Raw genomic sequence first — 14,426 nt, 5'->3', positions numbered from 1 at the left:
ATGACTCTATCAATAATTAATATGGTTTACAATTTCGTCTATAACTTCCTGACAGGTCAGGATCTCTTGGATTCCTCCTGCTGATGGAGAAACGCTGATGGTTCCTTGATCTAGGTTCCCTAATAGGAGCGCCTCTTTATATCCGTTTTTATGATACGGAACAGCCTCTTGAGCTTTCCCTTCCTTAATGAGCTGATGAGCTGTTATTCCTCCTGGCGTTGGAATTGTTCGCTCATGAACTCCTTCAAGTTCAATCATTTCATGGCTTTTGACATCGACAATAGCTTGTTTAGCTGCACGACTCGCTGGATTTTCAACTGTTGCTATAAATCTTGTTCCCATGTATACACCCTGAGCGCCCATCGCGAAGGCTGCCTTAGCTCCTCGTCCATCAATGATACCGCCAGCCGCGATTACAGGTATACTAACCGCTGCGGTTACTTGGGGTAGTAAGGTAAACAGACTAACATTGTACTGACTAATATGCCCTCCTGCTTCGCTACCGGTGACAATAACAGCGTCAGCGCCATGTTTCTCCGCTTCCATGATGTTCTCAACTGTAGGTGTGATCGGTCGATACAGAACCGTTATGCCGTGCTTTTTTAACTTAACCATTTCGCTTGGAATCATCTGGCTTCCAATCGCAACGACATATTTCACTTCTTCTTCAATCAAAATATTGAAAAGCAATGTAGTAAACGGGTTATTACCGCTGTCATCAAACGGAAAGATATAATTCACAGCAAAATTCTTGGTTGTCAATTGCTTCACTTTACGAATCTCGTTTCGTACATTGTCAGCGTACTCTTCCAAACTATTGGGATTTAGGGTTTGTCCTGCATTTGGCCCCAGTACCCCCATTCCTCCAGCATTACTAACGGCTGCAACAAACGCTGCGGAAGTAACCCAGTTCATAGCCGCAGAAATAATGGGATATTCTATATTTAATAACTCATTAATCTTATTCATTGGATAAACTCCTTTATATATGTTTAATACGTTGATTGAGGAATGCCTCAATGTCTTCTATACTAGTTGAGACCTCCATATTAGAGAAGTAGGCAATAATAATGAACATAGTCACTTTTTTAGTACTATAGGATAATTAGATGGATCAGTGAGAGGAAGAAATATATGACTCGGATATGTTTGGATGGATTTCATGAAGAATTTAAGGAAGATTACCCTATGATTTTTGGGATGGCCTACACTCAACACGTACTATCAGGACGCTGGAAGTTTCTCATCATCTGGTTTTTGAAAGATCAAGCACGACGATTTCATGAGATCAGATCATTTCTGAATGATATACCGCAAGGCTCTTTAACGAAACAATTGAGAGAGTTAGAAGAGAACGGGCTCATATCAAGAGAAGTATTTCCGGAAGTCCCACCACGCGTAGAGTATTCTCTGTCAGAAAAAGGACGTGATTTCCTGCCTATCTTAGATATGATGGAGAAGTTTGGACTGAAGCATGGGGAAATTCGAGAGACGCATACGAGTGATCCGACTGAGAAGCAATAATGAATATATCGAGTCATGAGACTTAATTCGCTTTCAGTTCAGAATACGGGTACAATCACCTCAAGTTAACTTTAACTACGAAAGGATCGTTTAGCATGTATAGTATTAGTGAAATTGAGAAAATTACAGGTTTACGACCCTCCACCCTCCGCTATTATGAGCAAGAAGGCATCTTACCTCATGTTGAACGAAATGCTTCAGGTCGAAGAGAATATTCGAACGAAGTCTTAGAGTGGCTGGAGCTGGTTATCGCTCTGAAAGATACGGGAATGTCTATTGAAGATATTAAGGCATACACGGTGCTGATTCGACAAGGAGACCCTTCCCTGGATGATAGAAAACAATTTTTGCTTATGCATAAAGCCAAGGTTGAACGTACCGTAGCTCAGACGCAATTCCATCTGGAGAAGATCATACGCAAAATAGCGATCTATGATGTTTTGATGTATAAGAAAATGAAATAGTCTACTGAAATGAAGTATTTAAAATCAGTATTGACTTCAAGTTAACTTTAAGATGTAAAGTGTGATTATTAACTTGAAGGAGTGATTATATTGTCAGAACAAAAAGTGTGGTTTATCACAGGATGTTCAACAGGATTTGGTCGACACATCGCGGAGCAAGCGATTGATGCAGGATATAAGGTCGTAGTAACTGCCCGTAATGTTGATCAGATAACCGATCTTACAACGGGGCATGAAGATCATGTGCTTGCTCTCCCACTCGACGTTACTAATTCGGAGCAGATCCGTAATGCGATTGACCGTACAATAGAGAAGTTTAATCGCATTGATGTACTCGTAAACAATGCAGGTATCGGCTATTTCAGTTCTGTCGAGGAAAGCGTAGAGGAAGAAACACGTAAAATGTTCGAGATTAACTTCTGGGGACTCATGCATGTTACGAATGCTGTACTTCCTCACATGCGTTCCCAAAAAAGCGGCCACATTATAAACTTCTCTTCCATTGGCGGCCTAACTTCCTTCCCAACTCTCGGGTATTATCATGCTACGAAATACGCCGTTGAGGGCATATCTGAGAGTCTCTCACAAGAATTAGCTCCCTTCAATATTCATGTGACCTTAATGGAGCCAAGTAGCTTCCGCACAGATTGGGGCGGCCGCTCTTCTGCCAAGACAGAGACAAGCATACCCGAGCTTAAAGAATCCATTGTCGGACAAATGTTGCAGGGTATTCAGCTAGGGGCTGGTCAAGAGGCTGGAGATCCTGCAAAGGCTGCTGAAGCCGTTATTAAAATTGTGGAGACTACAGAACCTCCTCTTCGTCTATTGCTTGGACAACAAGCCTATGATGCAGCAACTTATAAATTCAACAATATACTTACGAGCATAGAAGAATGGAAAGAAACAACGATAAACGCAGATTATAAATCCTAGTTTTGATCCTTTATTTGCTCACAAAACAATATAAAATAGCAGCTTCCTGTGAAAATCTGAACAGGAAGCTGCCATATCTAATTTACATACTTAATACTTTTCCCTTTAACTCTTTCCATGTGTCTGTATACTGTTTTTTTAACACGGTATCCTTGATATTTGCAATGGATTCCAAAATAAAATGCTCTAATTCATCTATTGAATGACTTTGTACCCACAGAGACAATTGCTCCACGACTTCCTGTTGATAAATAACAAGGGAGCCATATACATGATCATCAACTCCTTCTCGAGCAGGTAGTTGTACGCTTTTCCCCTCATAACGATCCATAAGAAGAAATAGCTTTTCAGGGGTAAGCATTTCAGTTTCTGCTAAGCTTCGGGCGAACATATCTGTAAGGTACGGAATATCATCAATAATCCCTGTTCCGGATGTAGCACGGTGACTCCCGTATGATTCGACAGTTCCATCGTCGTAGATATTGAGATTGAACGGTTTCTTACTGTCATATGGAAGCACACTGTCTTGATCCGGGTCAGTAATTATAATATGTTCCGTTCTTGTTAGAACTGTAGGTAGTTCTTCTTCCAAAGAACGTCCGAGAACTCCCGGATTGTTGCTGTCCAGTCTTGTTGAAAATCCGTCTGGCATTGAACTTCCGTTTTCTTCATAAGTGAATTGTCTAGAGATCTGATCGACCGGAACCAAAACATCAGATGTAACATGATTGATTACTATGGGACTACTAAAATGATTTGCTAAGGCCACTGGGGAAAATGCTTCCCATTTAGCAACATCATTTGCGTCAGGGAAATTGGATAATATCGGCTCAAACATACCAGACACCATACCTAAAAATGGAATTGGCAAATCCATCATTTCTTGCAACATTGCCTTTTCACCGCCATCTCCGGCAGTTATCATTTTGAAAATACCTTTAACCATGACCCAACCCATATTATCGTTTACTTTGTTTCCCTCTTGAAAGTACTGATAAAAATTAAAGTATACATTAGCAATTGGTGAATTCGCGATCGAAGCATTTATACCCATCTGTAATGCATTAAGCATAAGTGTCGTATATCCACCTGCGCTGCCTCCGACCAGGGCGATTCTTTGAGGATCGACTTCTTTCATATGACGAATCGTATATAACGCGGCATTATTAAAAACTAAATCATCATCCGTTAGCTGTCCGTTGTACTTATTATCAAAGTTCGTTGGTGAAGCAACCATCCACCCTTCAGCCAAGTACTTGCGTAATTCTACTGCATTCTCGGTCATCTCATAGTGAGGAATATAGATGACAGGCATTGGTTGCTCTGAAGTTTTCGGAATGTATAGCCGGATTGGTCTAGTGTCTACTGTCTTATTTTTGTTGATATAATTGATATCCACGTTTCTTTGCTCTATATTTTCTAGAGGAGGAAGTTCTTCTTCTGACTGCGTTTGTTGTGCAAATATCTTTTCTATATCCAATTCACTGCTATCCACTTTTGAAGGAAACAACATATTTTTCACTCTAAGTCCCACGATTAAAAGAACGATGATCAATATACATATGCCTATTATTTTAATCAAATTCTTCATTTACATTCTCCTTATACTCTGATCGGTTCATCTGAATAGTCCGAGGACGAACAGGCTAATTTTAATAATTTTCAATATCCATCCCTCCCCACATATTAGCGCTCAATTCCCACACGCAAGTTATTCATTACGTAATGCTTCAACCGGATCTTTAGCCGCGGCCATTCGGGATGGAAATACGCCAGCTATAAGGGTTAGCAGTGTACTCCCCAAAATGAGGTATATCGCATGAACCGGACTCAGATTAGCGATATTAGATATGTCAGCAAATTTCCGAATGAGTAGATTAACAGGATATGTAATCACATAAGTGATTCCTACTCCCAGCATTCCTGCTGCTAGTCCAACAATGATGGTTTCTGCGTTAAACACCCTTGATATATCTCGCTTGCGAGCACCTACACTACGAAGAATTCCGATCTCTTTAGTGCGTTCAATGACAGAAACATACGTAATAATGCCAATCATAACCGTTGATACAAATAATGATATCCCCGCAAAGCCTGTTAATACATAGGTAATCCCATCCAATAGCTTTTTAGTTATAGAGGTAATGCCTTCCGCAAAATCCGAGTAAATTATTTTATCTGTGTCCGATCTTTCATCGTTATATTGATCCAGATAACCTTTAATCTGTTCTTTCCCTTCGAAATCTTTAGGGAATATGTCGATGCCGATTGGCTTCGTCATTACACCAAGTAATATCTCCGCTCGTTCTCTTGCTTTCTCATCTACAAAAGGAGTACTGCTGAGCACATCGAGATCAGATTTTGCCTGTGTCTTAGCAATAGTACTTTGTTGAGAATCCTCAAGCATCGCTTTTGTTAATTTGGAAGAATAAGCAAACCCTTCATTTAGAAGACTGCCATTAGCCTCATCTTTCGGTCTCAGAATCCCCGTTATTTTGAGGCTGGTTCCCGAGGGATTATTGTACAATTTGCTGTAATCATCCGGTGCAGCAGCTACAAACAAGTCATTACTCTTTCTCGTGTAAAAAAGATTGTTCGGGATGACCTTAAGAACAGTCTTTCCGATAAAATCAGTCAGTGAATAATTTGATTTCACATCTGAGATCCCTATTTTCTCAAAGAAGTCCTTCTCCAGTCGGTTATACTTATCTACCACTAAGGCTACTTCATTCATCTGAGTAGGTAATTGGCTTCCTTCCCCGATCAGATCATACTGAGATAGAATCAAGTCTTGATTTTCCGGAAGTTGCTGCCAATACGATTTTCCGTTAAAGTCACCTGCTTTGTTGAAATCAACCACGGTGTCTTGCCCTTTCGCCAAAAGGTTCAGATGCAGCCCGTAATTAAACGTTATATTCGAAACCGAGTTAGGCAAATCTGTCTTCATTTCTTCAATGTAGTTTAGAAATGGATCTGTGATCTTGTTCGTATGTTTCTGATTGTCTGCATCCGAGCGAAAAGGATATATTACATTTTGAGTTGGATATTCTGATAAGTTGGTAGTTGTGCTAGAGCTTTCCCCTGTGCCTTCGACAGTGCCAGCTGTAATGTTAATCGGCAGTCCACTTAACGTACTTGATTGCATGGAATCCAGATAAGTTGACAAACCATTAGAAAGTGCCAGAACCAGTGCTACGCCTATAATACCGATACTACCTGCAAAAGCGGTCGTAAGTGTTCTACCTCTTTTGGTCAATAGATTCCGAAAGGATAACATCAGTGCACTTTGCATGGACATGGATGTTTTGCTTATTTTAATCTTGTCCGCTTTAGGAGTTGTTTCTTCTATGAATACATCTTCATGCAACGGATCACTGTCAGATACGATCTGCCCGTCTAACATGCGGATAATACGGTCTGAATACGTATCTGCTTGCTCAGCGTTATGTGTCACCATGATCACAAGTCTTGTTTCAGAAACGGCTTTGAGAATATCCATGATCTGATCACTGGTATGACTGTCTAGTGCGCCTGTTGGTTCATCTGCCAGAATAATATCAGGGTTATTCACCAATGCTCTCGCAATAGCAACCCGCTGCATCTGTCCTCCGGACAATTGATTTGGCTTTTTCTTTATATGTTTCGAGAGTCCTACCTCGCTTAATGCTTGTTTGGCTCTTCTTTTCCTCTCAGCTGGCTTAACACCAGATAGTGTCATCGCGATTTCGACATTCTGTAATATGGTTTGGTGTCCAATCAAGTTATAACTCTGAAATACAAAACCGATAGAATGGTTACGATAAGCATCCCAATCCTGTTCTTTATACTTTGTGGTGGAAATTCCATTAATCAATAGATCTCCGCTCTCATATTGATCTAACCCACCAATCATATTCAACAGCGAAGTTTTACCGCAGCCCGACGGCCCGAGTATAGAAACTAGTTCATGTTGACGGAAACCAACCGTTACTCCTTTTACGGCTGTAACATGTTCACCGCTCGTATACGTTTTTTTAATATCCAATAGTTTAAGCTTCATCGTAAGTTCCTCCAGATTTGATTCAAATCAATATGTGTTGCTCTTGGCTCTTAAAGTAATATAGCTGATTCAAATAAACTGAAAATAAACGATCGATCATGTTTTTTAATTAATCTTTCGATAACATTTTCTTTGAAAAGACAAAAAGAAGATCCTCAGTGGTAATGAGGATCTTCTCTTCTTGGCTTGTTCAATAAATGTCATTTAAAAAATCTCTTAAACCAATCTATATACTCTGTCATGTAATATTTCTGTTTCATACCATGATCCTGACCGACAGCTTCCACATAGTTCAGCGAAGTTCCTTTTTCTTCTGCAATTCTGATATATTTTTTCGTTTCGTTCATGCCTACCATGCCATCCTTCTTTCCGTAAGTAACAAATTGCCTTACATCAAGAATTAATAAGGTATTCATATGGATTAGACCGGTAATGAAGGACAAAGGCGCGTAGCAAATAAGACACTTGTCTTCTCATAATCAATATTCATATCTTTAAGTTTGCTGTTTGAATGATTGCCTGCGGCCTGATTCGACCATATATCAACCTTTCTCTCAATATCCTCAACTGGGGCACCTGTTTGATTGCCAAAAGGATTGGCAACCATAATATATGTGATAACTCCAATTAGTAATACACACAACACAAAAAAACAGTTCCTACAATCTTTAATGTAGAATGTTTCTTTTTCATACTTCCTTTGATCCCCTTCTCTTTTGGTCTAAACACCACTTCATCGGTTGCTAGCAACGTCTTGCCAGTTCGCATTTGTAAGGATCTCTGCATCATCACCAAAGAATACATCCCCCGCATGAACATCACCTTTTAGCCAGTACATAAACCATGCTGTCATATACCCATCAGCATGAGTAAGCATATCACCGTGATCTGTGTTGACACGTCTTGCCATAACTTTGGTTACTGTATCCGGGATATCCGCATAATTTTTATGGAGTGACCAAAGTGAAGCAATCCCTTGCCCTTGAGTTTCCGTTATGTCTCCGGCAGTCCCGGCATCAAAAGATCCTGTACCAGCAACCATGAAATATGGAATTTGGACTTTTGATACGTCGTAGCTCCAATCTGTTCCCAATTGGTTTTGCTGTCCCCAGAAGCTTGAAGTGGCGCTTGCTGTATACATAGCTTTGTAAAAGCTCCCGTTTTCCTGCTTGGTTACAGCATTTATACTTCCTACACCACCTTGCGAATGTCCCCCAATTCCAATGTTGTCTACATCGATCTTCCCATAAAAATCACTGGTGGGATCCTCATTCAAACGTAGCATAAAGTCAAGACTGGCTGATGAAGATGCACCTGTTCTTGAATTTTCATCCTCATTACCCACCACAATAAATCCCCATGAAGCCAGATGTTTAAAAACAGCTTTGTATTTTGAAGCCGTGATTCCTGTACCGTTGGCCATGATCACAAGGGGAAGGGCATACGCACTGTCTTTCAAGTCGGATGGATACCAAATCTCATTTTTCTTAAAAGCAGCATTATCAGAGTCAAATTCCTGATCGGAAACCTTGTATGGCCCAAGTGCTGTATACTGTGCCTCAATGGGCTTATCCGTTTGAACAACTTTATAATAATTTGCACTACGATACGAAAGAATTGCAATAATCCCTATTATACTAAGAAGAACAATAGCAACTATGGTCAACAATGTTCTTTTGATTATTTTCATATAGCTTCACCTCGCTGAGCGTTCATTTTGTCCCTTTAATTAGGCATGTATTTGTCCAAGTATTCATTGATTTTGTCAGTGTATAATTTAGCTTCTTTCCGATCGTTCTGTAAGCCGTGACCCGAACGTTTAAATTCAATGAAATCATGAGGAACATGATTGTCCTCTAGCGCTTTAAGAAAATTTCTCGTCAGGCCGAACGGTACAACTTTGTCATAGGTGCCGTAGGCAGCCAAAGTCGGAACGGAGTTTTCAGTTATGTGTGTGTAAGGTGAGATTTCATCTACATATTTCTTGTACTCACCGTTTCGCATCATGTCTACAGTAATATCCTCACCCGTCATGATGGAGGCAAAACCAGCACCCGCTTCTGCAGCTTCATTTGATTCGTAGGGGTTGTCACTATCATCAATACCAAGCCATAGAGATGGTTCGAAGCTAGGAGGCCCAACTCCTTCAAAGACCATTTTGACTGGGATTGGTGAGGTGTCCGCATCACGATATGCATATAGTAAAGCAAGCGCGCCGCCAGCAGATCCACCTGAGATAGCCATTTGATCAAGGTGATAGCCTAGTTCTGCTGCCTTTTCCTGAATGACAGGTATACTTTGCTTAATTTCTTCAGACATTTGATAGAGATTAGCCGTATTTTCATCCGTACGTAAGCTGTAATTGACGCCCGCAGCGACATACCCTTTTGAAGCAAAATATTTGAGCATTTCAGCATCTTCACTCTTATCTCCGCCTGTAAATCCGCCTGCATGAAGGTACACGACAAGTCCATAAGAATCCTTAGTCTGATCTGCTGGTACATAAAGGTCATAATTATTTAATTCTTCTTCACCGTACACCAAATCGGTATAGATCGTTCCAACAGATTCATTCCAGTCCACCTGTAATGGATTACTAAATGTCGGGAACTTTAGTTTTATGAGAGCTGAACCTGAGAAGACTAATACAAAAGTAAGAGTACAAGTTAGTAGCCACATCATTTTTTTCATTAGAAAAGTCTTCCTCCCAGTAACATATTCAACATCACACTAACTGCCAATCTTCCTAACACAAATGCAACTACCACAATCATGGCTAGAACGATAAGACGTTTTTTGGTTAACATAATATCTCCTTTTCTTCATTCGTAAGATGTTCAGAACCTTAGAGCCACATTATCATGCTTAAATAAACTGAAAATGAACAAGACACGTTCTTCTTTGCTTTTATTCACTTGAAGCCAATACTTGTGATAGAATGCAGTTCAGTTATCTACAGATGTAACAGAAAGGAATGAGGGGCATGTTTCAAATCCTCGTTGTTGAAGACGATACAAATACAGCCAAACTCATGAAGACGATTATTGGTTCTGCAGGATACGAGGTATTTTGGGCGGAGAATGGCATCGTGGCGTTAGAATTATTAGACAAGCAGCATATTGACTTAATTGTTCTCGATATCATGATGCCTCAGATGGATGGATTCGAACTGGCTCAGACGATCCGTGAGAGCAGGAATGAAATTCCTATTCTCATGGTTAGTGCGAAGCATTTACCCGCTGACAAACGTAAAGGGTTTATGGTAGGAACAGATGATTACATGGTCAAACCTGTGGACGAAGATGAGATGCTGCTTCGAATCAAGGCTTTGCTGCGCCGTGCTAAGATCCAGAATGAACGGAAGCTTCAAATAGGAAAAATCACGCTTCAATACGATGAATTATCGGTGTCAAGAGAAGGTGAAGTACAGACACTGCCGCAGAAAGAATTCTACTTACTTTACAAACTATTGTCTTATCCAGACAAAATCTTCACACGCATTCAGTTGATGGACGAAATTTGGGGCATGGACTCTGAGACCAGTGATATTACGTTGAATGTTCACATTAACCGGTTGAGAAAGCGATTTGGCGATTATCCTGAATTTGAAATTATTGCGATCCGGGGCATTGGTTACAAGGCGGTGAAACACGATGAGTAGAAAAAATAAAAACATTTCGTTACGTGGTTTTGGACTCACATTTATGTTCATGTTCATTGTACTGTTTATTTTTATCGTCTCCATTTTCCTCGCATGGTTCATTATCGTGTTTCTAGTGTACACCGGGCTCTATACACCACCAGCCACTGACAATCCAGACGCCGGAGGCGCTGTCGTCTTTATTGCTTATTTCGGTTCAGTTACTGTTCTTGTCAGTATCTTTGCCTCGTTGGTCTTCAGCCGAATCCCCCTCGCTCCCATACGAGAAGTTATTCGTGCATCCGAAGAACTGGCTACGGGTAACTTTTCCGTTCGAATCCATCTCAAGGGGCCCAAGGAATTAAAAAAATTAAACAAAAGCTTCAACCATATGGCGGAAGAACTGGGCAGCCTCGAAATGCTGCGTTCCGATTTTATCAATAATTTCTCGCATGAATTCAAAACACCTATCGTTTCCTTGAGGGGATATGCAAAAGTGTTGAAAAAGAAAAACTTGTCAGACGTGGAGCGCACGGAATACCTGGATATTATCATCAATGAGTCCGAACGTCTGGCTGAACTTGCCACTAATGTCCTTCAACTTTCCAAGATAGAAAGTCAAGCCATCATTACTGAAAAAACGTCATTTAACCTGACGGAACAAATTCGAACGATCATCGTATTGTTAGATTCCAAATGGTCTGCTAAAAACATCAGTTTTCAGTTCAATTCTACCGAATTCATGGTTAATGCCAATGAAGATATGCTTAGCCAGGTATGGATCAATCTGCTGGACAATGCCATCAAATTCTCGCGTTCGGATTCCGAGATTACAATCGATGTGGACTCTAAGGGTGGACAAGTCAGCGTTTCTATTCACAACAATGGAACAGCGATCGATGTGGATCAACAAAAATACATTTTCGATAAATTCTATCAAGGAGATGCCTCACACGCCTCCCCTGGCAATGGATTAGGTTTGAGCATCGCTCATAAGATCGTTCTATTGCATAACGGCTCAATTCGAGTAGCCCAATCTGATGACACGGGGACAACATTCGAAGTGCTTCTTCCATTGGATTAGGATGTCATCACTGATCCATCCACACACAGCAAAAAGACACGGATATTAATATCCGTGTCTTTTTTCCAATCAGAACCTTGTCCATTAAAGCAACTTAATTACCTCTTCTAGCTCATCCACCAGTACTTTTGCAAGTTCAAAATTAGTATCTTTCAAAGCCAATTCAATTTTCATTTCAACTGCTTTTTTCTTTTGTTCAGTTTCTAAATAATCTTTATTAAAATGACTCGTATAGATCATCTCTCTAAATTCTTCAATACTCATTTTTCTAATCTTTTGATCCTCAATGATCACAACATAATCCATACCATTGACGACTGAATAAAAATCATGCGAAATCATGAGTATGGCGCCTTTGTAGTCCGCAATCGCCTTTTCCAGTGCGATTTGTTTATAGATGTCTAAATGGCTTGTCGGTTCATCCAGAAGCAATATATTTGCTTTACTGGCAGCAACTTTAGCCAATTGAAGCATATTTTTTTCTCCACCAGATAAAGATTCTATCTTTTGATTGAGAATTTCTCCTTCAAAATCATAGTTTGAAAGATATGATCTAACCTCATCATACGTATTAAACCCAGCATTGATGAATTCCTCTAATATGGTGTTCGAATCCTTTAATATTTCACCTTGAACCTGAGATAAATAAGCCACTTTGACATCAGCATTGATTTCAATTGCAGCATGGTTATTTTTAAAGATGTCTCGAAGCAAAGTCGTTTTGCCGGTACCGTTTGCACCGATAATGGCTACTTTATCTGTAGCTTTCATCTCAAAACTAACATTATCCAAAAGCAACTCGTCATATGCAACGCTATAATTATTGACTTGTACAATACGGGTATTTTTAGGTTTATTATCCATACCAAAATGAATGTTCGGTTGCTTAATATCAACAAATGGCGCTTTAATTCTACGCGCTTCCAATCTTTCAGTGAACTTAACTCTAGCCTTTAACGCTCTCCCTCTCGATGCTTCTGAATCATTCGTTGCGATCTCTCTAAGGTTAATTACGATATTCTCGTTTCTCTTAATTTCTTCTTCTTCCGCGACTGCGATTTCTTGTAACTCCACTTTGGTCTGAAGCAGTGAGAAGTTATAATCGATATATCGTCCATCAAACTCTTGGATCTCCGTATCTTCAAGGTGGATGATTTTGTTGAAACAATGATTCAACAGATATCGGTTATGCGTAACAACCAGCAGCATTCCCTTGTGGGAATTAATAAGTTTTTTAAGTGCATTTAGATTTTCAAAATCCAAAAATACATCGGGTTCATCCATAATCATTAAGTCTGGACGATGGAGCATTTCCTTCATCACTTGAATCAATTTGAATTCTCCACCACTTAAGGAGGAAATGTTAAGATCTTTTAGCTTCATAAGGTTAGCCAGGTTTAGCTGCTTATTAATGTTGTTTTCGAAATTATCCCCGTCCATCGACTCGAACGCGTCTAACGCCAATTGAACCTTTTCCATCAGCGAGTCCATATCCGAAGTGGTTGCCATTTCATCATAAATCGACGTGATTTCATCTTGGATTTTGATAAATTCTTCTGCGATAAATTCAAATACAGTCATTTCTTTCGCTTGGTCATCTTGCAAGAACTGACTTACATACCCGATTCTATACTCTGGGTCTATCTCTAACTTGCCATCATATAAATATCGTTCTGGATCCATCAGAATATCAATCAGCGTACTCTTCCCACTGCCACTCGTTCCGATAAAAGCACAATGCTGTCCTTCTTCTAATGTAAATGAAATATTGTTATATAAATCTTTTTGCGGAAATGAAAAGGATAAATTATCAACTGTTATCATAGTGTTACCTTTCTTTCTATCTATAATGGTGACTATTATTCAATGTCTTGCGAACACAGACTTTTAGAGTAACACTGTTTCACCCCAAGTACAATTCATTTTTAGCCCCCGCTTAGGAGATTTGTCACGTTGACTTATGCTTGATTCCTCATTATAATTCGGACATCGAGAGCCTGTCAGGCATGGCTTGCCACCAATGCTTGTTGGAAAGAATTTAGAGGGCTTTAGAGGAATGAAGCTGGCTCTATAAATAAACTTAATAGTGAAAGATGTGAAGGATTATGACTAAGGAGAAAGTATACTTTGGTAAAGAGATCGAAGTCATGTTTAATTCGGATGTCTGTATTCATTCCGGCATTTGCGTAAAAGGTCTCCCTGGAGTTTTTAATTTAAGTAAACGTCCTTGGGTTGATCCAGATGCTGACACTTCGGAGGCCATTGCACGGCATATTGACACATGTCCAAGCGGAGCATTGACCTATAAACTTCTGGACGGAAAAAATTCAACAAAGAAAGAGGATGAACATGCATAACGTAGAACATGAACCTGCAAACAAAAGATTTCTTATTCAAGATAACGGTGACATTGCCGCAGTAATGACGTATGTAATTTCAAGTCCGGAGCTCTACATTATTGACCACACTTTCGTTGAGAATGCTTACCGAGGTCAAGGTCTTGGTGATAAACTGCTCCAAGCGATGGTAGAATACGCACGGGAAAATGGTATTAAAATTTTACCTTTATGCCCTTTTGCCAAAGGACGTTTTGATCGTATTACCGAATATGCGGATGTCCTCAATAAATAAGAACTAATCATGTATGGACGACAATTTCTCCATAAGCCAGTTTCCTTTCTCACCAAATTTTAGATGGAGATTCAAATGCGTCAAACGCTCTCATACGAAGCAAATTTAAAA

The 14,426-nt window shown here is 39.9% G+C and carries 14 protein-coding genes; 7 read left to right on the top strand and 7 right to left on the bottom strand.

Annotated elements, in window-relative coordinates:
- Positions 1 to 9 precede the first annotated feature (9 nt).
- Positions 10 to 969 (bottom strand): NAD(P)H-dependent flavin oxidoreductase, encoded by a 960-nt coding sequence (locus MH215_RS17500; protein WP_239291857.1) that lies wholly within the window; start codon positions 967 to 969, stop codon positions 10 to 12.
- A gap of 165 nt (positions 970 to 1,134) precedes the next feature.
- Here MH215_RS17500 and MH215_RS17495 point away from each other — a divergent pair, with 165 nt between their 5' ends.
- The 3 genes from MH215_RS17495 (at position 1,135) to MH215_RS17485 (ending at position 2,921) form a co-directional block, all read left to right on the top strand.
- Positions 1,135 to 1,524 carry a winged helix-turn-helix transcriptional regulator gene (locus tag MH215_RS17495; RefSeq protein WP_239291855.1) on the top strand — a complete coding sequence of 130 codons (390 nt, stop codon included), beginning with the start codon at positions 1,135 to 1,137 and terminating at the stop codon, positions 1,522 to 1,524.
- Positions 1,525 to 1,619: 95 nt separating this feature from the next.
- Positions 1,620 to 1,988 (top strand): MerR family transcriptional regulator, encoded by a 369-nt coding sequence (locus MH215_RS17490; protein ID WP_239291853.1) that lies wholly within the window; start codon positions 1,620 to 1,622, stop codon positions 1,986 to 1,988.
- Between the two features lie 90 nt (positions 1,989 to 2,078).
- Complete coding sequence (locus MH215_RS17485) at positions 2,079 to 2,921, top strand: oxidoreductase (RefSeq protein ID WP_239291852.1); 843 nt, start codon at positions 2,079 to 2,081, stop codon at positions 2,919 to 2,921.
- 82 nt (positions 2,922 to 3,003) lie between these two features.
- Here MH215_RS17485 and MH215_RS17480 read toward each other — a convergent pair whose 3' ends face one another.
- The 5 genes from MH215_RS17480 to MH215_RS17460 all read right to left on the bottom strand — a co-directional run bounded on the left by MH215_RS17480 (position 3,004) and on the right by MH215_RS17460 (position 9,651).
- On the bottom strand, positions 3,004 to 4,512 hold the full coding sequence (locus MH215_RS17480) for an alpha/beta hydrolase family protein (protein WP_239291846.1): 1,509 nt from the start codon (positions 4,510 to 4,512) through the stop codon (positions 3,004 to 3,006).
- A gap of 120 nt (positions 4,513 to 4,632) precedes the next feature.
- Positions 4,633 to 6,960 carry an ABC transporter ATP-binding protein/permease gene (locus tag MH215_RS17475; protein ID WP_239291842.1) on the bottom strand — a complete coding sequence of 776 codons (2,328 nt, stop codon included), beginning with the start codon at positions 6,958 to 6,960 and terminating at the stop codon, positions 4,633 to 4,635.
- A gap of 200 nt (positions 6,961 to 7,160) precedes the next feature.
- Positions 7,161 to 7,307, bottom strand: coding sequence for a hypothetical protein (locus tag MH215_RS17470; protein WP_239291840.1), 147 nt, complete (start codon positions 7,305 to 7,307; stop codon positions 7,161 to 7,163).
- A gap of 386 nt (positions 7,308 to 7,693) precedes the next feature.
- Positions 7,694 to 8,650, bottom strand: a complete 957-nt coding sequence (locus tag MH215_RS17465) for a poly(ethylene terephthalate) hydrolase family protein (protein ID WP_239291839.1) — start codon at positions 8,648 to 8,650, stop codon at positions 7,694 to 7,696.
- A 35-nt stretch (positions 8,651 to 8,685) separates the two neighbouring features.
- The gene (locus tag MH215_RS17460) at positions 8,686 to 9,651 is read right to left on the bottom strand and encodes an alpha/beta hydrolase (RefSeq protein WP_239291838.1); all 966 of its coding nucleotides are present in this window, start codon (positions 9,649 to 9,651) and stop codon (positions 8,686 to 8,688) included.
- A 292-nt stretch (positions 9,652 to 9,943) separates the two neighbouring features.
- On the opposite strand from MH215_RS17460, the gene MH215_RS17455 reads away from it, so the two are divergent.
- Positions 9,944 to 10,621 (top strand): response regulator transcription factor, encoded by a 678-nt coding sequence (locus tag MH215_RS17455; RefSeq protein ID WP_239291837.1) that lies wholly within the window; start codon positions 9,944 to 9,946, stop codon positions 10,619 to 10,621.
- A complete protein-coding gene (locus MH215_RS17450) occupies positions 10,614 to 11,684 on the top strand; it encodes a HAMP domain-containing sensor histidine kinase (protein WP_239291830.1) in 1,071 nt (356 codons plus the stop codon). Before MH215_RS17455 ends, MH215_RS17450 begins: the two co-directional genes overlap by 8 nt.
- A gap of 84 nt (positions 11,685 to 11,768) precedes the next feature.
- Here the strand turns inward: MH215_RS17450 and MH215_RS17445 are convergent, their stop codons facing one another.
- Entirely contained in the window at positions 11,769 to 13,508 is a 1,740-nt protein-coding gene (locus MH215_RS17445) for an ABC-F family ATP-binding cassette domain-containing protein (protein ID WP_239291829.1), read from the bottom strand.
- Positions 13,509 to 13,789: 281 nt separating this feature from the next.
- On the opposite strand from MH215_RS17445, the gene MH215_RS17440 reads away from it, so the two are divergent.
- The gene (locus tag MH215_RS17440) at positions 13,790 to 14,041 is read left to right on the top strand and encodes a (4Fe-4S)-binding protein (protein WP_239291827.1); all 252 of its coding nucleotides are present in this window, start codon (positions 13,790 to 13,792) and stop codon (positions 14,039 to 14,041) included.
- The gene (locus MH215_RS17435) at positions 14,034 to 14,315 is read left to right on the top strand and encodes a GNAT family N-acetyltransferase (RefSeq protein ID WP_239291826.1); all 282 of its coding nucleotides are present in this window, start codon (positions 14,034 to 14,036) and stop codon (positions 14,313 to 14,315) included. The genes MH215_RS17440 and MH215_RS17435 overlap by 8 nt, the downstream gene beginning before the upstream one ends.
- The last annotated feature ends 111 nt before the right edge of the window (positions 14,316 to 14,426 follow it).

It is taken from the genome of Paenibacillus sp. ACRSA (assembly GCF_022346845.1).
Lineage (GTDB): Bacteria > Bacillota > Bacilli > Paenibacillales > Paenibacillaceae > Paenibacillus.
The sequence above is the reverse complement of the archived record's forward strand: the minus strand, read 5'-3'. Positions and strand labels throughout refer to the sequence as shown.

Bases quoted from the DNA above. Each gene is read 5' to 3' on its own strand.
- MH215_RS17470 (WP_239291840.1), bottom strand. From the start codon at position 7,307: ATGAACGAAACGAAAAAATATATCAGAATTGCAGAAGAAAAAGGAACT.
- MH215_RS17450 (WP_239291830.1), top strand. From the start codon at position 10,614: ATGAGTAGAAAAAATAAAAACATTTCGTTACGTGGTTTTGGACTCACA.
- MH215_RS17440 (WP_239291827.1), top strand. From the start codon at position 13,790: ATGACTAAGGAGAAAGTATACTTTGGTAAAGAGATCGAAGTCATGTTT.
- MH215_RS17500 (WP_239291857.1), bottom strand. From the start codon at position 969: ATGAATAAGATTAATGAGTTATTAAATATAGAATATCCCATTATTTCT.
- MH215_RS17490 (WP_239291853.1), top strand. From the start codon at position 1,620: ATGTATAGTATTAGTGAAATTGAGAAAATTACAGGTTTACGACCCTCC.
- MH215_RS17465 (WP_239291839.1), bottom strand. From the start codon at position 8,650: ATGAAAATAATCAAAAGAACATTGTTGACCATAGTTGCTATTGTTCTT.
- MH215_RS17445 (WP_239291829.1), bottom strand. From the start codon at position 13,508: ATGATAACAGTTGATAATTTATCCTTTTCATTTCCGCAAAAAGATTTA.
- MH215_RS17460 (WP_239291838.1), bottom strand. From the start codon at position 9,651: ATGAAAAAAATGATGTGGCTACTAACTTGTACTCTTACTTTTGTATTA.
- MH215_RS17435 (WP_239291826.1), top strand. From the start codon at position 14,034: ATGCATAACGTAGAACATGAACCTGCAAACAAAAGATTTCTTATTCAA.
- MH215_RS17455 (WP_239291837.1), top strand. From the start codon at position 9,944: ATGTTTCAAATCCTCGTTGTTGAAGACGATACAAATACAGCCAAACTC.
- MH215_RS17475 (WP_239291842.1), bottom strand. From the start codon at position 6,960: ATGAAGCTTAAACTATTGGATATTAAAAAAACGTATACGAGCGGTGAA.
- MH215_RS17495 (WP_239291855.1), top strand. From the start codon at position 1,135: ATGACTCGGATATGTTTGGATGGATTTCATGAAGAATTTAAGGAAGAT.
- MH215_RS17480 (WP_239291846.1), bottom strand. From the start codon at position 4,512: ATGAAGAATTTGATTAAAATAATAGGCATATGTATATTGATCATCGTT.